The organism is Steroidobacter sp. (genome assembly GCF_036402275.1).
Classification (GTDB): Bacteria; Pseudomonadota; Gammaproteobacteria; order Steroidobacterales; family Steroidobacteraceae; genus Steroidobacter.
In genome coordinates, this window is sequence record NZ_DASWTF010000017.1 from 108,073 (window position 1) to 127,729 (window position 19,657).

Sequence of the window (19,657 nt, forward strand, 5' to 3'; positions counted from 1 at the left end):
GGGCTTAGTTGCCGTTACCCGCACAGTGGGCAGCGGTCCGCGCGAAGACGCGCTTGAGATCGCCGTTGCTCTTGAACTGCAGCGTAGCGCTGTCCACGAGCGTCTGATCCGTCGCGGCCGGCGAGCGGAAACAAACGGTGCGGAACACCTTCTCGACCTGGCACTGTGCGAATGCCGTGCTGTTCGCCAGCTCGCGGCCCATCGACTTGGCGCCGTTACCGCTGCCTGTCAGCGTGCCATCCCAGCCGAGGAAAGTGTTCTGGCCCGGCAGGCGCATGCGGTTCTCCCACGCGTCGTCCGGCGTGACGAAGCCCGGCTTGAAGTTGTCCGAATTGATCAGGTACTTCGGCTGCACCTGGCCCGGCGTGTACACCAGCCGGCCGGCAGTCTCGTCGAAGTCGTAGTACGCGAACGCCTGCGCCATGGAGTCCATGACCGAGTGGCAGCCGACGCAGTTGTTGTTGAAGACGCTGCTGTCGCCGCCGGGGCTGCGCGTCACGTCCTGGCGAATGCGATCGGTCGGGCGCGTGGTGTCGTGAATCTGCTCGAGGTCGCGGCACAGATGATTGAGCAGCGTGAAACGAAACATCGCGCGGTTGGTGCCGTCGATGAAGAACGCTTCCGAGGCGGCGCGCGAAGTGATGACGCCGGCCGTGGCCTCCGGCGGCAGGCCGTTCAGCGAAGACTGCGTCGTCGGCGACAGCACCTGTCGCAGATCGGCATTGTTACTTTCCAGCGCCTCGTAATGCGCATTGCTGGTGGGCGAATACGCCGGGACGCCCGAGCCGCTGCCGACATACAGCACGTCCTGCCAGAGGATTTCGCGGAAGTCTTCGTCATCGCGCACCATTCCGATCACGGTCGCGGTGTAATCGTTCAGCGGCGCGAAGATGGTCTGGTCGCGATTGGTCCAGGGCGAAGCGAAGTTCTTCAGCGTCACGCTGTAGAAATCTTTCGAGCGCGTGCTGGACGGATCCATGATGAACATGGCCGTCGCTTCGAGGTTGTTGCCGTTGCTGCCGAGCTGCGCTTCCAGCTCGTTCAGCAAGCCGGTCGAGGGCGGCGTGCCGGTGAGGCGGTCGTACATGCGACGCGCCTGCGCACGCTGAACGGGATCGGCCAGCGCCTGTTGTCCGGACGCCAAGGTCGCCAGTGCCACCCCCAACGCGGCTGCTTGCGCGAGCGGCGAGGTTCCTTTGCTTCGTTTCATGTTGCTCATGCAGCTCATCCAGGGCCAGGGATCTACTCTCGGCAGCGCCCACAATTACTGAAATCGGATCGCTGAGGGACCGTCCGCCATACGCATACAAAGTCGGCGGTCCTCTTACAGTCGCCGGCGGACTATACGTTCGGGTTTTCAGTCGGTTAACTGTCTCAAGCGCCACACGTCGCGTGCAGGAGACAGTGTCTGGCGCTTCGCGCGCGCGTGTAGTCTCGCCGCCACGATGCGCAGTCCGTCGGCCCTGTTTACATGGGCGCCATTGATATCGACTCGATCACAGCGGGAATGTGAGGCGCTTCACGCAATGCGGCGAAGCCCTGCCACTGCGTCAGCAGAATCAGGGAATATCGCGCTCGCTTGTGACTCGCTTAACGGATCGCGAAATATGTCGCGTCGAAGATGGCGCCCCGCCGCGCCCCTCCGATATCGATGTGCCCATGGCAAATGTTTTTTGTTGATCCTTGCGACCAATCCGGAGTAACGCTTCAATGAGTCATCAGGCGCAGCAATACGCGTCGAATCGAGCCCCCGTGCGCAAAGGCGCGGCGGTGCTCCTCATGAGCGCCATTGCGGCTTTACTGAGCGGCTGCGACAGCGGTGGCGGCGGCACCGACGTGACCATCGGCAGCGGCCAGAACTCCGATCCCGTGACACTGGATTTTCCGGTGTTCTACGTGAAGCGCCCGGTTCCCGATCCTGAAGACGACGAGCTTGCGAATGCCGATGCGCGCGAGCTGTTGCGCTTCGAAATCGGCGCCGATCTGTACATGCGCGATCGCGCCTCCACCTCCGCGCCGGAAGTGAACCTCACGGCCGAGCAGACCCAGGGCCTCGGCGACATCCGCGACGTCGACGTGAACTATGACGGCAGCAAGGTGCTGTTCTCGATGCGGGCCCGGTTCATCGAAGACGCCGACGAGGACGATCAACCGACCTGGAACATCTGGGAATACGACGTCGCGAGCAAAGCGCTCCGACGCATCATCGAATCCGATATCGTGGAGGAAGAAGGCCACGACATCATGCCGCACTACCTGCCGGACGGCCGGATCGTGTTCAGCTCGACCCGCCAGCAGCAGTCGGGCGCCATTCTGCTCGACGAAAACAAACCGCAGTTCGCCGCACAGGACGAGAACAACAACGAGCCGGCGTTCGTGCTGCACGTGATGGACGAGGACGGCACCAACATCCACCAGATCTCGTTCAACCAGAGCCACGACCTGGATCCGGCGGTGCTGGCCAACGGCCGGATCGTGTTCACGCGCTGGGAGCATCACATCGACGACAACCAGTTCGATCTGTACTCCGTCAATCCGGACGGCACGGATCTGCAACTGCTATACGGCGCGAACAGCCACCTCACCGGCTCGCCCCTGCCGCCGCCGGCCACCACGCTCAGTCCCATTCAGTTCCTGAGCCCGCGCCCCATGCAGGACGGACGCACGTTATCGCTGATCCGTCCTTTCCAGGGCACGGGCGAAGGCGGCGATCTGATCCTGATCGACACGAACACTTACGTCGACAACACGCGCGCCGCGGCCGCCGCCAATATCGGAATGACCGGCCCGGCCCAGACGCGCGCACTGCCGACCGACGTCCGAACCATCTCCGGCCCCTCGCCCGGCGGTCGCTATCGCTCGGCGCAGCCCTTATTCGACGGCTCCGGTCGTCTGTTGGTGAGCTGGTCGCAATGCCGCCTGATCGAAGATAACCGCATCGTTCCCTGCACCAGCGACCGCCTGCAGAATCCCGCCGCGGTCGAAGCGCCGCCGCTATATGGCATCTATGTGTACGACACCCGCGAAAACACTCAACGTCCCATCGTCGTACCGCAGGAAGGTTTCATTTACACCGAAGTCGTCTCCGGCTCGCAGCGCGACCTGCCCACGGTGATTCCGGATCGGGTGCCCGGCGTCGATTTCCTAGCTGAATTGCAGACGGAAGCCGTGGGCGTGCTGAGCATTCGCAGTGTGTACGACATCGACGGCGTGGACACCGCGCCCGGCGGCATCGCCACGGTCAGCAATCCTGCCAACCCTGGCTATGCCACGCGGCCCGCGCGCTTCCTGCGAGTTGAAAAAGCCGTGTCCATTCCAGACAACGACACGCGCGACTTCAGCGCCACGGCGTTCGGCCCGAATCGCTCGTTCGGCATGCGTGAGATCCTGGGTTACGCGCCGGTCGAACCGGACGGCTCGGTGAAAGTGAAGATTCCGGCGAACGTCGCTTTCTCCATCAGCGTGCTCGATGCAAACGGCCGCCGCCTTGGCGGAGCGCTCGGCGGTCGTCACACCAACTGGCTGCAACTGCAGCCGGGCGAGCAGCTGACGTGCAACGGCTGTCACAACGGCGGAGCCACGCCGTCATTCGCGCACGGTCGCAAGGGCATGACGGACTCTGTGTACGCCGGCGCCACCATCTCCGGCACCGCGTTCCCGAACACCAATCCAGCCATATTCGCCGACGAGCGTGAAACCATGGCGGATGCTCGCAGCCGTGTGATGTGCGGCGGCGCCTGCTCGCTGAGCGTGGATCTGGCGTTCAGAGATTACTGGCTGACCACCGCGCCGACCACCAACGAAGTGGACGCCTGCTACGCCGCTGGTCAGAACAATGTGCTGACCGATCCGGCCGATTTGTCGGCGCGCTTCACCTGCGCCAACTCGTTGCCGACCGGCTCGGCGCTGCCGGTGCTGCCTGCGTGCCGCACCAACATCAACAGCCTGTGCCGCATCACCATTCATTATGAGCAGCACATTCATCCGCTGTGGGGCGTGAACCGCTTCGTCGACGCCAATATGGACGGCGTTCCGGACGTGGACGCCGGCGGCGTGGTCATCAACAACAAGTGCAACAGCTGTCATGCGCCGGTGAACGCGGCCGGCATGGCGGCGGTGCCCGCCGGCGATCTGAACCTGACCGACGGCCCGTCCGAGGCTCAGCCGCTGCAGTTCAATTCGTATCGCCAGTTGCTGTTCACCCGTCAGGCCCAGCAGCTGAACGCCGACATGACCGCGCTCGAACCCATCTGCGAACGCACCGAGGTCGATCCGGTGACCATGGTGGAAACCTGCGTGGAATTCCGTCAGGTGCCGCCCCTCATGAACGTCAACGGCGGCGCCAACGCGTCGCCGCGGTTCTTCAACAAGATGCAAAGCACCGATGGCACAGTCGACCATAGCGACTTTATGTCACCAAGTGAGTTACGCTTGCTGTCCGAATGGTTGGACATCGGCGCGCAGTACTTTAACGACCCGTTCACCGCCCCGGAGAATTGATGTCTCGGTCGCTCACGCCGCTTACATGTCTATGGATTCTGTTGCTGTTCGCGGCGGGGGCCCACGCGGAAGACCAGAGCAAGGACCAGTCCGACGACCGGTTCTCCGAAGACGCGCACAAGATCCTGATCGCCGATCCGTTCATCGAGCTGCATACGGGCCCGGGCCGCGGCTATCCGGTGTTTCATGTGGTGGAGCGCGGCCGTGAAGTGGAGCTGGTGAAGCGCCGCACCGACTGGTTTCAGCTGCGCACCGATCAGGGCATCGAAGGCTGGGCGCCGCGCGAGCAGATGATCGCGACGCTCGAGCCCACCGGCGAGCCGCTCGACCTGCAGGAGCCGGCCCGCGAGAACTATATGAGCCGACGCTGGCAGGGCGGCATCTCCGGCGGCGACTTCGACGGTGCGAGCGAGGTGTCGGCGTTCGGCGGTTACGCGTTCAGCGATAACCTGTCCATCGAGCTGACCCTGACTCATATCCTCGGCGAATTCTCGAATGGCTATAGCGCCACCCTGGGCCTGGTGCACGTGTTCGCGCCCGAATGGCGGCTGTCGCCCTACTTCACCCTGGGCACCGGCCTCATCTACACCGACCCCAAGTCGAATCTGGTGGAGTCCATCGATCGCGACGACCAGGTCGGTTATGTCGGCGGCGGTCTGCAGTTTTATCTGACGCGTCGTTTCATGTTGCGGTTCGCGGAATATCGCCACAACATCATTTTCACGAGCCGCAACGATAACGAGGAAGTGGACGAATGGAAGTATGTCGGTTTCGCGTTCTTTTTCTGAGCCTGCTCGCGGTCACCGTGCTGCCTGGCTGCTCCATGCTGGGCGGCCGTGGCGACGATCGGCCTGAGCCAGTCGCGCCCGCCGCGAACGCCGAGCCTGTCACGGGAGAGCCGGATCAGCGGCCCATCATCGAACCGCAGGTCGAGCGTCGAGAGATCAGACGCTCGCGCATCGATACGGAAGATTTCGAGCTCGGCGCCTATGTCGGCGTGCTGAGCATCGAGGACTTCGAGAGCAACGTCGTCTACGGCGCGCGCCTCGCTTATCACCTCACCGAAGATTTCTTCCTGGAAGGCACGGTCGGGCAGTCGCGCGCCGGCCGCACCAGCTACGAGAATCTCTCCGGCTCGGCCGATCTGCTGGATGACGACGATCGCGACTACACCTATTACGCGCTGTCCATGGGTTGGAACGCGCTGCCCGGTGAAATATTCGTCGGTAAGAATCGCGCATATAACAGCGCGTTTTATCTGGTGGCCGGCATCGGCAGCACCACGTTCGCGGGCGACGATCGTTTCACCGTGAATGGCGGCTTCGGTTATCGCGTGCTGCCGTCGGACTGGATGGCGGTGCACTTCGACGTACGCGACCACATCTACGACATCGACCTGTTGGGCGAAAAGAAGATCGTCAATAATCTAGAAGCGCATCTCGGTTTGTCGATTTTCTTCTGAGCGACGATACCAAGCCGGGCAAAAGTCACGCCTTTTGCCGGCGTGTCGAAAGGGCCTCGGCCGCTTTCGACCAGAGAAACAGGACACTTGTGTCATAGAGGATCGTCACTCATGTCGATGGGCAAATGGATGCGCGCGGCGGCGCTGTGCGGCGCGTTGGTTGTTTCTTCCCTGGTGAGCGCGAGCTCCACGGTCGCGCCGTCGTTCACGCTGCCGTCGCGAGCTGGCGACAATGTGTCGCTGGAGCAGCTCAAGGGCAAAGTGGTGATGCTGAACTTCTGGGCCAGCTGGTGCGGCCCGTGCCGCACCGAGATGCCGCTTCTCGAACAGATGCACAAGCGCTACAGTGCGCTCGGCTTCACCCTGGTGGGCGTGAACGTGGAAGCGAACACCGCGGATGCCGAACGCTGGTTGAAAGACACGCCGGTGTCGTTCCCGGTGCTGTTCGATCGCGACAGCAAGGTCAGCAAGCTGTACGACGTGAACGCCATGCCGAGCACGGTGTTCATCGATCGCAAGGGCAACATCCGTTACCTGCACAAGGGCTACAAGGCAGGCGACGAAGGCGAGTATCTGAACCAGATCCGCGCGCTGCTAAAAGAGTAGTAGAGGTCGAACGTGACTAATGGAATCGCGGTCAAGGTAGTACTGGCTCTCGGGCTGGTCTCGGGCCTCTCCGCCTGCGGCAACATCGAGCCGTGGGTGAAGCCCTACGAGCGCCAGCAGCTGGCCGATCCCATCATGGCCGCGAATCCTCATCCCATTTCGGCTTCTTATATGGACCACGTGTTCGAGGCTCGTGAGGGCGCGCGAGGCGCGCTCGGCGGCGGCGGTGGCGGTTGCGGTTGTAACTGAGACGACGCATGACCTCGCTGTTCGCAAAGTCCTGGATGCGGCCCCTCGCCGCGGCAACGGTGCTCGCGCTGCCGCTGTGCGCTTCGGCTGGCGTATTGCCTGACGATCGCGCCGACGCGCTGTATCACCGCTACGAAGGCGGCGGCGTGACCATTCAGGGTCCGTCCGTGCTGGTGCGCAAGAAGATGGCGGAGAAGTACGCCGTCAGCGCCAACTACTATCAGGACATGATCACCAGCGCGTCCATCGACGTCGAGGTGAGCGGCGCGAGCGAATACAAAGAAGAGCGCGACCAATACAGCCTGGGGTTCGAATATCTGCGTGGCAAGACCACGTACAACCTCGGCTACACCAACAGCGAAGAAAACGATTACGAAGCCAACACCGCGAGCTTCGGCCTCAGCCAGGATCTGTTCGGCGACCTGACCACCATCACGATGGGCTTCTCGCGTGGCTCGGACAAGGTGCGCAACTCCACCGATCCGAGCTTCGAGGAAGAAATCGATCGCATGAGCTATCGCGTCGGCGTGTCGCAGATCCTCACCAAGTCGCTGATCAGCTCGGTGAACTTCGAAGTGATCACCGACGAAGGCTTCCTGAACAACCCGTACCGCTCGTATCGCTACGTCAATCCCAGCGACGCCCGTCAGTTCGTGCTCGAGCAGGAAATCTATCCCCGCACGCGCACCAGTAACGCGGTGGCGCTCAACGCCCGTTACTTCCTGCCCTATCGGGCGGCGGTGTATGGCGGCTACCGTTTCTTCACGGATACGTGGGGCATCCGGGCGGATACGTTCGAGCTCGGCTACGTTCATCCGATCAAGCCGCAGTGGACGTTCGAAACCCGCGTGCGCTACTACCAGCAAGGCAACGCCGACTTTTATTCCGATCTGTTCGATCGGGTGAACCAGCAAAACTTCCTGGCGCGCGACAAGGAGCTGTCCACGTTCAACAGCATGGCGTTCCGGATCGGCGCGAGTTATGAGTTTGCTCAGAGCGGCTGGCGCTTCGTCAAGAAAGGCTCGCTGAATCTGTTCTACGACCGCATCGAGTTCAAGTACGACGATTTCCGCGACGCGCGTTTCTCGCGCCTGCCTTCGGACAATCCCAACTTCCGCCCCGCTGGCAGCGAGCCGCTCTACGAGTTCGGCGCCAACGTGATTCAGGCGTTCGTGTCGATCTGGTTCTAGGCCCGAAGTGAGGTTCGTCGCCCTCACGTTGCTGCTTGGATCGGGCAGCGTCCTTGCCGATCCCCATCCCGGCGCCGGGGGCGCGCCCTTCACGGTACGCGATGAGAATCCTCTGCTCGCCGGTTTCGGCTTGCCGACAGCCATGCCGTCGCATGTTGCCGAGGGCTGGGCGGCTGGCATGGACATTTTTTGGGGCAGCACGGCGCTGCTGCAGGATCGTGACGGCGAGGTGCTGCTCGTCGATGCCGAAACGCGCGAGGCGCGAGTCACCCTGCAACGCCCGATCTCGGATCGCTTCGCCTGGCAAGTGCAGCTTCCTTATCGCTACACAGGCGGCGGCAACCTCGATAGTTTCATCGACAGCTGGCACGATTTCTTCGGCCTCGCCGAAGGCGTGCGCCCGTTATTACCAGACGACCAGCTGAACATCATCTACGTACGCGATGGCGCGCGACGTCTGGATATCAGATCCTCGGCGAATGGCCTGGCGGACATCCAGGCGGCGCTCGGCTATCGAATGCACGCGTCAGCCGAATCGGCGTTGATGGCGTGGCTGAGCGTCAAACTTCCCACCGGCGATGCGGACAAGCTCACCGGCAGCGGCGCTACGGATGTTTCCTTGCTGCTCTCCGGCCTGCATCGACTGAACGAACGGTGGTCCGTATTCGGCCAGGGCGCGGCAACCTGGTTGGGCGACGGCGACCTGCTCGCGGATCAGCAACGCAGCGTCGTTTGGAGCGGCATGGCGGGCGTGAGCGTGCAGACGTGGCGCGGCCTGTCTTTGAAGGCGCAGATCGACGCGCACACCGCAGCCTACGACAGCGATCTGGACTTCTTGAACGAAGCCGTGGTGCTCACAGTGGGCGGCGACTACCGCTTCGCTTCCGGCTGGCGGCTGGACCTCGGCGTCAGCGAGGACCTCGCGGTGGAGCATTCACCCGACGTCGTCTTCCTGCTGAGCCTGAAACAAAGCTGGTAAAGCGAATTACTTTTCAACGTTCGAGCGTTTCGCACACCGCCTTCAGAACTGTCAGCCGCGCTTGTTTCTTATCGTCGGCGGCCACCAGGGTCCATTTGGCGTGTTCTGTGTCCGTGCGGCGGATCATCTCGGCAGCGGCGGCCTGATACGCGTCGTAATAGCGCCGGTTGGCCCAATCTTCCCTGTCCACCTTGAAGCGCTTCAACGGATCTTCGTCGCGCGCCTTGAAGCGTTTCAACTGCTCGTCCTTGCTCACCGCCAGCCAGAACTTCGCAACGAACAAGCCGTGCTCGGTGAGCTGACGCTCGAACTCGACGATCTCCGCATAGGCGCGTTTCCAGTCCGCGTCGGGCGTGAGATCGCGAACCCGCTCCACCAGCACCCGGCCGTACCAGGAGCGGTCGAAGATCGCAATCGAGCCCTTGGCGGGGATATGTCGCCAGAAGCGCCACAGATAGGGATACAACATTTCTTCGGGCGTCGGCGCCGACACCGGCACGACCTGATACATCCTCGCATCCAACGCATGCGTGACGCGCCTGATCGCGCCGCCCTTGCCCGCCGCGTCCATGCCTTCGAACGCCAGCACCAATCCGTGCTTGCAGAACCGCGACTTGCGCACCAGTCGTGCGAGGCGGCCCTGCAACGTTTCCAGCTGATGCTCGTAATCGTCGTCATCGATCGGCCGCTGCGGCTGTAGCACGCTGATCGTCGTGACTTTGGCCGGCTTCTCGCTCGGCCAGTCGACGGGCTTCTGCTCGCGGGCTTTCAAGCCCGCGGCAATCTCGTCTCGCAGGATCTTGCCCACAGTGAGCAACCGATATTCCTCGTCCGTGCCATCGACGCGATGCCAAGGCGTGGTCTCATGATCGGTCGCTTCCAAACAAGCATGCACGACGTCGTTGACTCGATGAAAGTGTTTCGCCTGCCAGCGATCTTCCTTGGTCACGCGCCAGCGCGTGAGTTTGCTCGCGCGCAGCTGCTCGATCCTTCGCTTCTGCGTCTCATGGTCAGTGTGCAGATAGATCTTCACGACACGGACGCCATCGCGCACGAGCATGTTTTCTAGCTGCAGAATGCGCTCGACCGAGCGCTGATCGTGATGCCTGGACTTGCTGTCCTGCTTGATGAGCCCGCTGAGATACTCACTGTACCAGCCGGCAAAGAAGAATGTCATGCGGCCGCGGGCCGGCAGCTTGCGCCAATAACGCCAGAGCGCCGGATACCTGCGATCTTCGCTGTTGGGAGCACCCAGCGCATGCACGCCGATGTGCTTGGGATCGAGCCATTCGAGCAGCTCGTTCACGGTCTCGCTGCGACCCGCCGCCGCCGTGCCTGCGACGATGACGGCGACCGCGCAGGACTTCGAAGTGTGCAACTTCAGTTGCAGGTCCAGCAGCTCGTCCCGCAGTTTCGGCAGAGTTCGCTCGAACGCGGCCTTGCTGATGCGGGGAGCTGCCATGGTTATTTCCTCGCCCGGGCCTTGCCGCCATCCGATGCTTTACGTGCCGGTACTTGCTGCGTGATGCAATGAATGTTGCCGCCGCCGAGCAGGATCTCGCGCGCCTGCACGCCGATGATGCGCCGATCCGGAAATATCTTTTGCAACGTGCGCGTCGCGGCGCCATCCTGCTTCGGATCGAGCAGCGGCATCACGATGGTGGAATTCCCCATGTAGAAGTTGACGTACGATGCCGCCAGCCGCTCGCCCGTCTTTCGGGTGGCCCCGCCGCTCTCGGCGACATCGACATCGAGGGACTCTTCATGCGTGCGCTTGAGGGGACCCGGCTGATGCAGCTTGTGCACTTTCAAACGGCGGCCCTGCGCGTCTCGCGCGTCCATCAAACGCTCGTAAGCATCCTGCGAGACCTGATACTGCGGATCGCGCTTGTTATCGGTCCAAGTGAGCACCACTTCGCCGGGGCGCGCGAAACAACACAGGTTGTCGACGTGGCCGGTGGTCTCGTCGTCGATCACGCCCTTGCCCAGCCAGATGACGCTGGTGATGCCCAGATATTCGTGCAGCAGGATTTCCAGCTGTCCCTTGTCCAGCTGCGGATTGCGATGTGGGCTGAGCAGGCATTCTTCGGTGGTGATCAACGTGCCTTCGCCATCGACGTGGATGGCGCCGCCCTCGAGCACCAGCGGCGCGCGATAACGATCGCAGCCTTCGATCTCCAGCACTTTGCGGGCGACCAGATCGTCCTGGTCCCAAGGGAAATACAAGCCGCCGCTGATGCCGCCCCAAGCGTTGAACACCCAGTCCACGCCGCGCATCTCGCCGCGCTTGTTGACTACGAACGTGGGCCCCACGTCGCGCATCCAGGAGTCGTCGCTGGATAGCTCCACGACGCGGATCGCATCGGGGAGCATCGCCCGAGCCTGTAGATACTGCGCACGAGATGCGCCGACCGTGACGGGCTCGCCGGTCGCGATTGCCGTGGCAACGGCGGCGAAAGCCTTTTGCGCCGGCTTGGCGCCCAGTCGCCAGTTGCTCGGCCGCTCCGGCCAGAGCATCCAGCAACCGTCATGCGCCTCGAACTCGGCCGGCATATGAAAGCCGTCGGCCGCCGGCGTGGTGTCCAGTGTTTTTGTCATCCGGCCATGGTAACCAAACCACTCACGCGGGGGCGTGAGGTGTTACCGACTTAATGTGTACTCGGCCGAGCAGTAGGGGCACTTGGCCCAGCCGGTCTTCTCGATCGGAAGAAAGACCTTCGGATGCGAGTTCCACAGATGCATGCCCGGCATCGGGCACGACAGGGGCAGGTCGGCCGCGGTCACGGTGTACTGGTTCTGGGCGTTGGGCTGGATGAGCTTGGCGGCAGGTTCAGTCGTCATGGCTGGCATCGGCATAAGCAGGAGGGGACGGATTATCGCAGATCGCCCGCCCCGCGCATGACCTCTTGCCAAACTTCCACGACGCCGCGCCGCTCTTCGACGAATTCCGTGTCGCTGACCACGTTCTTGGCGCCGTCCAGGGCCAGCCGATGCAGCCGCTGACGGTACTTGCGGTAGGTGTCCACCAGGAAGTCCACCCTCGACTGCGGCACTAGGTTGCCCGAGCCCAGGCTCTCCAGCTGCCGGATGTTGTCCGAGAACGTGACGATCTCCGGATAGCGGTCCGCCCATTCGAGCATCCAGAACTGCACCAGGAATTCCAGGTCGGCGACCCCGCCGGCGTCCTGCTTCAGATCGACCTGACCCGGCCGGGCCTTGGACAGATTGTCACGCATGCGTTGTCGCATCTTGCGCACTTCGTCCTTCAGACCCTCGCGACGGACGGCCTTGCGCAGCACATCGATGCGGGCCTGCTCGAACTCTTCGCAGACTCGCGGATCACCGGCGACCGCGCGGGCGCGCAGCAGCGATTGGTGCTCCCAGGTCCAGGCCTCGTGAAACTCATATTCGCGGAATGCGGCGAGAGACTGCACCAGCAAGCCGCGATTGCCGCCGGGGCGAAGTCGAGTATCCACTTCGTATAAGCGCCCTGACGCGGTGTGCACGGTCAACAAATGCACGAGGCGTTGCCCGAGGCGCTGGAAGAACACGGTGTTCTCCACCGATTGCGGGCCATCGGTCTTCTGCGACTCGCCGCTCGAATCGTGCAGGAACACCAGGTCCAGATCGGACCCGTAACCCAGCTCCAGCCCGCCGAGCTTGCCGTAAGCGACCACGATCATGCTCGCCGCGTGCGACTCACCTCGCTCATCCGTGTAACGAGGCACGCCATGCTTCTGCGTGATCTGCGCCCACGCCAGCGACAGCGTCTCCTGGACGATGAGCTCGGCAATGTCGGTCAAGCGATCGCTCACTTTCATCAACGGCAGGCCGGCCGTGAGATCCGCCACGGCGACTCGGAACGTCGCCGCGCCCTGGAAATGCCGGAGTATCTCGACTTGCCGTTCCGGATCTTCGTGCTGCATCCGGCCGCGCGAGGCTGCCAGATCGACCGCGAACTGCGCTCGCGAGGGCGCTTCTTCGATGAAGCGCTCGTCGATCAGCTCGTCCAGCAACAACGGTTGAGCCGCGATCTGGTCGGCGAGGAACTGACTGCGGGCGCAGAGCTCCACCAAGCGACGCAAGGCTGCGGCATTTTCGGTCAGCAAGGCGAGATAAACGGTGCGTCCGCCGATCATCTCGAAGATGCGCAGGATTCGAGCCAGCGTCGTCGTCGCTGTCGCGCTCGATGCAAGCATCGGCAGAATGCGAGCCAGCAACTCCCGCAGTCGCCGGCGGCCGGTTTCATCCAGTCGACGGTAGTACGTGCCGGTGCGCAAATCCTCGAGGCGGGCGTTGATGGGCTCCAGATCCGTCACGCCGCAGTTCGTGAGCATGCGAGCTCGCTCCACCGCGTCAGCATCCAGATCGAACGTTTCTGCAACGGTGGTGATGCCATCCGTGCGTTCGCCGGGCCCAAACACTGTTTGAGTGAAATAGCGCTCGACGCGTTGCCGGTGAGCATTGGTGGTGGCTGCAAGCTCGTCCCAGCTGGCGGCATTCATCGAGAACGCCAACCGCTCCCGCGCCACCGCGTCCTCGGGAAGTTGATGGGTCTGCTCGTCATTCCACTGTTGCAGCCGGTTCTCCAGCACGCGCAAGTATTCGTACGCGGCCTGCAGTTCCTGGACTGCTCCTTCGCGTAGCAGCCGCTGGCCCACCAGCTGCGGCAGAATCACGCGCAGCTCGCGGCTCTGCAGACGTCGATCGCTGCCGCCCCGGATCAACTGGAACGCCTGCACGATGAATTCGATCTCGCGAATGCCGCCCGGGCCGAGCTTGATGTTGTCTTTCAGCTCGCGACGCTCCACCTCGCGCGCGATCATCGCCTTCATGTCGCGGAGGGATTCGAACACGCTGAAGTCGAGATAACGCCGATACACGAACGGTCGCAGCACTTCATCGTAGAGCGAATGGAACTGCTCCTTGGCCGTGAGCGCGCGTGCTTTGACGTAGGCGTAACGTTCCCAATCGCGCCCGTGCTGTTGCAGATAGTGTTCGAACGACGTGAAGCTCAACGCTACCCGACCGCTGTCGCCAAACGGCCGGAGGCGCAGGTCGACGCGATAGACGAATCCTTCCACGGTCGGCGTGGCCAGCTGCTGCACGATCTTCTGCCCGAGGCGCAGGAAGAACTCGGCGTTGTCGATGCCGCGAGCCCCGTCGGTCTCGCCATCTTCCGGATACAGCAGGATCAGGTCGATGTCGGAAGAAAAGTTCAGCTCGCGGCCGCCGAGCTTGCCCATGCCGAGAATCATCAGCGATTGCGCTTCACCGCTCTCGACGCCTCGCGGCGTCCCGTATCGGGCAACCAGCGCGGCGTACATGCGCCGATAAACCAGATCGATGCAAACATCGGCGAGCTTGGACAGGTCGTGCAGCGTTTCGTCGAGCGTGGCCCAGCCGGCGATGTCTCGCCACGCGATGCGGACCATGTTTCGTCTGCGGAAGCGGCGCAGGAACTCCATGAGCTCGGCTTCCGAATCGGTGGTGACTTCCTTCCGCACGCGAGCTTCGATTTCTTCCGCGAGCCAATCGGCGGGTGCGCGTGCAAACAGATTTCCGTCGGCAAGCAGATCGGCCAGCAGCGACGGCGAGCGGATGCAACTGGTGGCGACGAACTCGCTGCACGTCCACACGCGTGGCAACGACTCTGCAACGCGCGAGTCCTTGAGGATCGAGGCCCAGATCTCGGGGTTGTCCTCGCGCGCGGTTGCCAGTCGCCCTTCGGTCTTGGCGAGCAGCTCACGTGCGGTGGCGGAAATCGTCGTTGTCATAGCGTGCAGTGTACGGAACTTTTTCCCTTTGCCGCCAATCGCCGACAACCCCTCGGCGAGGGTCCTTGAACCTTGGCGTGATTCCGTCCGTTTATAAGCAAGTTCGCAGGCCATGCCTGTGTAGAAGTGGAGGTAAGAATGTACGCACCAGGAACTCCGAGGAACGAGGGCATGCTGTCTCGTGGCGGCCCGGCGCTGGCCGTCATCGGTATTCACATTCTGATCATCTACGGTCTGGCCGCGACCATGGGCGTGGTGAAGGTGCCGCGGTTCGCCGCGCCGATCGAGGCCGTGTTCATTCCGGAGCAGACTCAGAGTGAGCCCGAGCCGCCTGCGCCGGTGAAGCCGGAGATCGATCAGGTGATGCCGACCGAGCAGCCGATGCCGGAGATCCAGTTCGACGAGCCCGTTGTGCCTCCAGCCGAGACCGCGGTGCCGGCTTCCGAGAATGCGATCGCCGCGACCACGGCGTCCGGTGCAGTGGCTCAGGATCTGAAGGCCAGCAATCGAGTCGAGCCCGCCTATCCTCCGGCTGCGCGACGCGCGGGTGAGGAAGGCACGGTTCGGTTGAAGGTGCTGGTCGATGAGAAAGGTCGTCCGCGCGATGTGACCGTCGCCAATAGCAGTGGCTTTGCGCGACTCGACCAGGCCGCGATCGAGGCCGTGCGTAAGTGGCGTTTCGTGGCTGCCACCGACGGCGCCAATCCGATCAGCGCCTGGACTCAGGTGGCCATCACCTTCCGTCTGACCACCGGATAATCCGCGCTCTCATTCAGCAAGCCGAGCTGCAGGCCGGGCCCATGCCGGCCTGCTTTTTTGTGTGCAAACCTTCGGGCAGTGTCTCAGTTTCCTACGCCAGAATTTGATCCTCGTCACGCCCGCGCCGAACTCATCCCCCTAGTCTCGGTCGCAAGGAGGGCTGCAAGCAGCTGTCCCCGTCCGCAGACAGCGGACAGGCCAAGGCGATCGAGTGCTTCAGGCTTCGCCCTAAAGCCTCTCCCGCTCAGGCATGCGACCTTCTCTAGCATCGAAGCCGGTGGTGACCATGCGCGTGCAACTAGCCTCTCTGCCCTCTGCCAGCAACTCTCGAAAGAGCGCCGTGAAGCTGGCGCTGCTGGCGGGCGCGATGGCGGCGGCTGCACTGATCGGCAGTCAACGCGCCGAGGCCGATACGGCCCTGTGTGGCACTGGCTCCGAATGCCGCCCGCATCTCTCCTCCCCTGCTTCGGATCAGCATTTCTTTCGCTTTTCCATCGCGCACGATCAAGCCGCCCAACACGAAGTGTCGTTGCGGCGAAGTGAAGTGACGGCTAAGGACTATCCTTCGTTCAGCGGTGTCGGCGTGATCTCCTGCAGCGTCGATGGCAAGCAGCGCACCTCGACCGCCTTCCTTGTTGGCGCGTTCGATCTCGGCGTGACGGTGGCCCACACTTTCCAGAAGGCAGCCAACGGGGCGGGGCCCATCGACTGCACCTATAACAGTCTCGATTCGCTCGGCCAGGTGCGCGAACGCATCCCGGTTTCGTATGTGAAGTCGCAGTGGGACGAGGCCGGCGCCGCCGGTCAGCTCAGCAAGGACTTCGCCGTCGTGCGCCTGAGCAAGCCTTCGCGTTACGCACAGAAGACTCTGCCGCTCGGCCGCTTCTCCGGCGCTGCCGTTTCGGCGGTCATGGTGGGTTACAAGAGCGACATCGACTCCGACAGCATCAAGCGCAAAGCGCGCGGCATGGTGTATGAGCGGCAAGCGAACGGCATTGTTTCTTCCAGCTCCGGCGGCTTCACGCACGACATGGACTCCCGGGGCATCGCGCCCGGCGCGCCCGTGATCGACGAGTCCACCGGCGTGATCATCGGCATCCACGCGCACTCCGCACGCAACACCATGATCACCATGAACGACTGGCTGGAGTCGACTCTGCGCAGCGAGATGAAGCAGCAGAGCGAGCCTGAACAGCAGCGAGAAGCGCGCGCAAACTAATTACCGCTTCGATCGTTTCCCGGGGCGCCCTTCGTGGCGCCCCTTTTTATTTGCGCGGGGATGTGTTCCGCCGGGGTGACGCCAGATGGCGACGGAACCCTCCGTGTAGCTCTTTCGTTTAATCTTTGTCCTACATACTGCGCGTAATTGTATGCGCAGGGACGACAGGAGAGGTGGATGAACAAATCGTTGGTGACGGGCTTGGTGATCGGCGCGGCGGTCGTGACGACCGGCGCGGCAGTTGCCAATCTGGATATCTTCGATCGAAGCCCCAAGTTTGCCGAAGTGCTCAAGGTCGACGCCGTGAAAGAGACCACGCGTACGCCACGCGAGGTTTGCAGCGATCACGTCGTGACGCATACCCAGCCAGTGAAGGACGAAAAGCGCATCGCTGGCACGGTGATCGGTGCGGTCGTGGGCGGCGTGCTCGGCAATCAAATCGGCGATGGCAGCGGTCGAAAGATCGCCACGGCCGCGGGCGCCGCCGCGGGCGGCTATGCTGGGAACAAAGTCCAGCAACGCATGCAGAACGGCAATACATACACGACGACGGAACAGCGTTGTGAAACTGTGTACGACAGCGACGAGAAAATCGTCGGCTACGATGTGCGCTATCGCTTAGGTGAGAAGGAAGACACCATCCGTATGGACCGCGATCCGGGGCCGCGCATCCCGGTGCAGGACGGGCAGTTGCAACTCACGGCGAACTAAATCCGATTCACGGACGTTTATCGGTTGGCGGTAGGCGGAATGAATGGCAGGTGAGAGTATAAAGAGGAGACCCATTCCTCCCACCTCTTAACCTGTCATTCACCGCCGACCCCTCATGACCGCACTTACCGAGTTGTTCCGCGCCAGCCAGCGCATTCTCGTATTCAGCGGCGCCGGCATCAGCACCGAATCCGGCATTCCCGATTTCCGCAGCCCTGGCGGGGTGTGGAGCAAGATGCAGCCGATTTATTTCCAGGACTTCGTCGCCTCCGAACACGTGCGACGCGAAGCCTGGCGACGTCGGTTCAGTAATGAAGACGGCTGGGTCGGCGCCAAACCCAATCGCGGCCACTATGCCGTCGCGGAGCTGGTTCGTTCGGGTCGGACCCCGGCGGTGGTCACGCAGAACGTCGACAACCTGCATCAGGAATCGGGCGTTCCCGACGACAAAGTCATCGAGCTGCACGGCAACTCGACTTACGCCAAATGCCTCAAATGCCACGAGCGTGTCGAGCTCGTCGATCTCGAACGCGAGTTCCAGGAGTCGGGGACCGTGGGCCCTTGCAAACGCTGCGGCGGCATCATCAAAACAGCGACGATTTCTTTCGGCCAGCAGATGCCTGAGCTGCCGATGCGTCGCGCCCAGCAGGAAACATTGGCCTGCGATTTGTTTCTGGTGCTGGGCTCTTCGTTATCCGTCTTCCCCGCCGCCGACTTCCCCCTCCGCGCCAAACAGCGCGGCGCCACCCTCGTCATCGTCAACCGCGACCCCACCCCACTTGACGACGCCGCCGACCTGGTCATTCACGAAGGCATCGGCGACACGATGGAAGCGGCGCTAGCCGGGCTGCGCTGACGCCTACTTAGCGCCCTGCAAATAATCCACCGCGACAGCCGCGAGCGCGCGGGTGGCGAAGGAAATGCCGGGTTCGTCGATGTAGAACAAAGGAGAGTGATTGCTCGGCGCGGCGAGGGCGTCCTGGCCGGGCGGGGTGACGCCGACGTAGAAGAAGACGCTGGGGATCATGTCGGCGTAATAAGCGAAATCTTCCGAGCCGGTGATCAGCGGCAGCACCACCACGCGATCGTCCCCGGCGACGCGCTTCAACGACGGCAGCACCCGCTGCGTCAGCTGAGGATTGTTCATGACGACGGGGTTGTTGCCGGGGCTGAACGCCACTTTGGCTTCAGCGCCAGTAGAAGTCGCGACGCTGCTGGCGGTGCGCTCGATGCGTTTCATGATGTCGGCGCGCATGTCTTTATCGAACGTGCGCAGCGTGCCCAGCATCTCGACCTTGTCCGGAATGATGTTGTGACGAACGCCGCCGTCGAACTTGCCGATGGTGACGACCGCCGGCAACTCGGTGATGTCGATCTGGCGGCTGACGATGGTCTGCAGTCCCATCACGATCTGTGACGCGGCGACGATGGGATCGACGCCCGACCACGGCCGCGAGCCATGCGATTGCCGGCCGAGCACTTCGATGCGGAACGAGTCGGAGGCCGCCATGAAAGGCCCGGAGCGATAGCCCAGCACACCGCTGTTCAGCGTCGAAGTGACATGCAGTCCGAACACCGCCTCGGGCTTCACGTCGCTGAACAAACCTTCCTTGATCATCAGCGAAGCACCGCCCTGCTCACCCTCCGGCGCGCCCTCTTCCGCCGGTTGGAAAATAAACAGCACCGTGCCCGGCAGATCTTGTTTCATACCGACCAGCATCTCGGCGACGCCCATCAGATTGGCGACGTGCGCATCATGTCCGCACGCATGCATGACGCCGACCTTCTTGCCCAGGAACTCCGTGGTCACCGTGGACTTGAAAGGAACATCGACCTGCTCCGTCACCGGCAGCGCGTCCATATCGGCGCGCAGCGCGATTACCGGTCCCGGCTTGCCACCCTTGAGAACGGCCGTCACGCCCGTGTGCGCGATGCCGGTACGAACCGGCAGGCCGAGCTTCTTCAGATGATCGGCGACCAGCTTCGAGGTGCGCGTCTCACGATTGCTGAGCTCCGGGTTTTTATGGATGTCCCGCCGCCAGGTAATCACTTTCGACTCCACCTTGCCCGCCGCGCCATCGAGCTGCGCGGAAGAAATCTGAGCGGTGGCCGTGGCGGCGCCGAACATGGCGGTGGCCGCGAGGCTGGTCGGGAACATCCACTTCATAGTTTGTTTCCTGTCGTGGGTAACGATGAATGTGCAGC

General features: G+C 62.7%; 17 protein-coding genes. 11 read left to right on the plus strand and 6 right to left on the minus strand.

Annotated elements, in window-relative coordinates; translation table 11 throughout:
• Positions 1-4: 4 nt before the first annotated feature.
• Positions 5-1,219, minus strand: a complete 1,215-nt coding sequence (locus tag VGD45_RS09280; RefSeq protein WP_331155009.1) for a hypothetical protein — start codon at positions 1,217-1,219, stop codon at positions 5-7.
• Between the two features lie 491 nt (positions 1,220-1,710).
• Here VGD45_RS09280 and VGD45_RS09285 point away from each other — a divergent pair, with 491 nt between their 5' ends.
• The 7 genes from VGD45_RS09285 to VGD45_RS09315 all read left to right on the plus strand — a co-directional run bounded on the left by VGD45_RS09285 (position 1,711) and on the right by VGD45_RS09315 (position 8,986).
• The gene (locus tag VGD45_RS09285; protein ID WP_331155010.1) at positions 1,711-4,500 is read left to right on the plus strand and encodes a hypothetical protein; all 2,790 of its coding nucleotides are present in this window, start codon (positions 1,711-1,713) and stop codon (positions 4,498-4,500) included.
• On the plus strand, positions 4,500-5,288 hold the full coding sequence (locus VGD45_RS09290; RefSeq protein WP_331155011.1) for an SH3 domain-containing protein: 789 nt from the start codon (positions 4,500-4,502) through the stop codon (positions 5,286-5,288). The genes VGD45_RS09285 and VGD45_RS09290 overlap by 1 nt, the downstream gene beginning before the upstream one ends.
• Positions 5,255-5,962: an outer membrane beta-barrel domain-containing protein gene (locus VGD45_RS09295; protein ID WP_331155012.1), complete on the plus strand. Its 708-nt coding sequence runs from the start codon at positions 5,255-5,257 to the stop codon at positions 5,960-5,962. The genes VGD45_RS09290 and VGD45_RS09295 overlap by 34 nt, the downstream gene beginning before the upstream one ends.
• 111 nt (positions 5,963-6,073) lie before the next feature.
• Positions 6,074-6,568 carry a TlpA disulfide reductase family protein gene (locus tag VGD45_RS09300; RefSeq protein WP_331155013.1) on the plus strand — a complete coding sequence of 165 codons (495 nt, stop codon included), beginning with the start codon at positions 6,074-6,076 and terminating at the stop codon, positions 6,566-6,568.
• 12 nt (positions 6,569-6,580) lie between these two features.
• Positions 6,581-6,817 (plus strand): DUF4266 domain-containing protein, encoded by a 237-nt coding sequence (locus VGD45_RS09305; RefSeq protein ID WP_331155014.1) that lies wholly within the window; start codon positions 6,581-6,583, stop codon positions 6,815-6,817.
• Positions 6,818-6,825: 8 nt separating this feature from the next.
• The gene (locus VGD45_RS09310; protein ID WP_331155015.1) at positions 6,826-8,007 is read left to right on the plus strand and encodes a DUF3570 domain-containing protein; all 1,182 of its coding nucleotides are present in this window, start codon (positions 6,826-6,828) and stop codon (positions 8,005-8,007) included.
• Between the two features lie 7 nt (positions 8,008-8,014).
• Complete coding sequence (locus VGD45_RS09315) at positions 8,015-8,986, plus strand: DUF3187 family protein (protein WP_331155016.1); 972 nt, start codon at positions 8,015-8,017, stop codon at positions 8,984-8,986.
• A 13-nt stretch (positions 8,987-8,999) separates the two neighbouring features.
• Here the strand turns inward: VGD45_RS09315 and pap are convergent, their stop codons facing one another.
• Genes pap through glnE form a run of 4 tightly spaced genes read right to left on the minus strand, consistent with a single transcriptional unit; the run spans position 9,000 to position 14,763 of the window.
• Positions 9,000-10,448 carry a polyphosphate:AMP phosphotransferase gene (pap, locus tag VGD45_RS09320; RefSeq protein WP_331155017.1) on the minus strand — a complete coding sequence of 483 codons (1,449 nt, stop codon included), beginning with the start codon at positions 10,446-10,448 and terminating at the stop codon, positions 9,000-9,002.
• Between the two features lie 2 nt (positions 10,449-10,450).
• Entirely contained in the window at positions 10,451-11,584 is a 1,134-nt protein-coding gene (aguA, locus tag VGD45_RS09325; RefSeq protein ID WP_331155018.1) for an agmatine deiminase, read from the minus strand.
• Positions 11,585-11,626: 42 nt separating this feature from the next.
• Positions 11,627-11,827: a zinc-finger domain-containing protein gene (locus tag VGD45_RS09330; RefSeq protein ID WP_116809467.1), complete on the minus strand. Its 201-nt coding sequence runs from the start codon at positions 11,825-11,827 to the stop codon at positions 11,627-11,629.
• 32 nt (positions 11,828-11,859) lie between these two features.
• Entirely contained in the window at positions 11,860-14,763 is a 2,904-nt protein-coding gene (glnE, locus tag VGD45_RS09335) for a bifunctional [glutamate--ammonia ligase]-adenylyl-L-tyrosine phosphorylase/[glutamate--ammonia-ligase] adenylyltransferase (RefSeq protein WP_331155019.1), read from the minus strand.
• A gap of 171 nt (positions 14,764-14,934) precedes the next feature.
• On the opposite strand from glnE, the gene VGD45_RS09340 reads away from it, so the two are divergent.
• From VGD45_RS09340 to VGD45_RS09355, 4 genes are all read left to right on the plus strand, one after another.
• Complete coding sequence (locus tag VGD45_RS09340; RefSeq protein ID WP_331155020.1) at positions 14,935-15,522, plus strand: energy transducer TonB; 588 nt, start codon at positions 14,935-14,937, stop codon at positions 15,520-15,522.
• A 286-nt stretch (positions 15,523-15,808) separates the two neighbouring features.
• Complete coding sequence (locus VGD45_RS09345) at positions 15,809-16,741, plus strand: hypothetical protein (RefSeq protein WP_331155021.1); 933 nt, start codon at positions 15,809-15,811, stop codon at positions 16,739-16,741.
• 177 nt (positions 16,742-16,918) lie between these two features.
• Positions 16,919-17,452, plus strand: a complete 534-nt coding sequence (locus VGD45_RS09350) for a glycine zipper 2TM domain-containing protein (protein WP_331155022.1) — start codon at positions 16,919-16,921, stop codon at positions 17,450-17,452.
• A 115-nt stretch (positions 17,453-17,567) separates the two neighbouring features.
• Positions 17,568-18,308, plus strand: coding sequence for a Sir2 family NAD-dependent protein deacetylase (locus VGD45_RS09355; protein WP_331155023.1), 741 nt, complete (start codon positions 17,568-17,570; stop codon positions 18,306-18,308).
• Between the two features lie 3 nt (positions 18,309-18,311).
• On the opposite strand, the gene VGD45_RS09360 is transcribed toward VGD45_RS09355, so the two are convergent.
• On the minus strand, positions 18,312-19,610 hold the full coding sequence (locus tag VGD45_RS09360) for an amidohydrolase (protein ID WP_414717569.1): 1,299 nt from the start codon (positions 19,608-19,610) through the stop codon (positions 18,312-18,314).
• Positions 19,611-19,657 lie beyond the last annotated feature (47 nt).

Coding starts and splice junctions, on each gene's coding strand:
- VGD45_RS09300 (WP_331155013.1), top strand. CDS start 6,074: ATGTCGATGGGCAAATGGATGCGCGCGGCGGCGCTGTGCGGCGCGTTG.
- VGD45_RS09355 (WP_331155023.1), top strand. CDS start 17,568: ATGACCGCACTTACCGAGTTGTTCCGCGCCAGCCAGCGCATTCTCGTA.
- aguA (WP_331155018.1), bottom strand. CDS start 11,584: ATGACAAAAACACTGGACACCACGCCGGCGGCCGACGGCTTTCATATG.
- VGD45_RS09285 (WP_331155010.1), top strand. CDS start 1,711: ATGAGTCATCAGGCGCAGCAATACGCGTCGAATCGAGCCCCCGTGCGC.
- VGD45_RS09310 (WP_331155015.1), top strand. CDS start 6,826: ATGACCTCGCTGTTCGCAAAGTCCTGGATGCGGCCCCTCGCCGCGGCA.
- VGD45_RS09280 (WP_331155009.1), bottom strand. CDS start 1,219: ATGAGCAACATGAAACGAAGCAAAGGAACCTCGCCGCTCGCGCAAGCA.
- VGD45_RS09340 (WP_331155020.1), top strand. CDS start 14,935: ATGCTGTCTCGTGGCGGCCCGGCGCTGGCCGTCATCGGTATTCACATT.
- VGD45_RS09360 (WP_414717569.1), bottom strand. CDS start 19,610: ATGTTCCCGACCAGCCTCGCGGCCACCGCCATGTTCGGCGCCGCCACG.
- VGD45_RS09295 (WP_331155012.1), top strand. CDS start 5,255: ATGGAAGTATGTCGGTTTCGCGTTCTTTTTCTGAGCCTGCTCGCGGTC.
- VGD45_RS09350 (WP_331155022.1), top strand. CDS start 16,919: ATGAACAAATCGTTGGTGACGGGCTTGGTGATCGGCGCGGCGGTCGTG.
- VGD45_RS09345 (WP_331155021.1), top strand. CDS start 15,809: ATGCGCGTGCAACTAGCCTCTCTGCCCTCTGCCAGCAACTCTCGAAAG.
- VGD45_RS09290 (WP_331155011.1), top strand. CDS start 4,500: ATGTCTCGGTCGCTCACGCCGCTTACATGTCTATGGATTCTGTTGCTG.
- pap (WP_331155017.1), bottom strand. CDS start 10,448: ATGGCAGCTCCCCGCATCAGCAAGGCCGCGTTCGAGCGAACTCTGCCG.
- VGD45_RS09330 (WP_116809467.1), bottom strand. CDS start 11,827: ATGACGACTGAACCTGCCGCCAAGCTCATCCAGCCCAACGCCCAGAAC.
- glnE (WP_331155019.1), bottom strand. CDS start 14,763: ATGACAACGACGATTTCCGCCACCGCACGTGAGCTGCTCGCCAAGACC.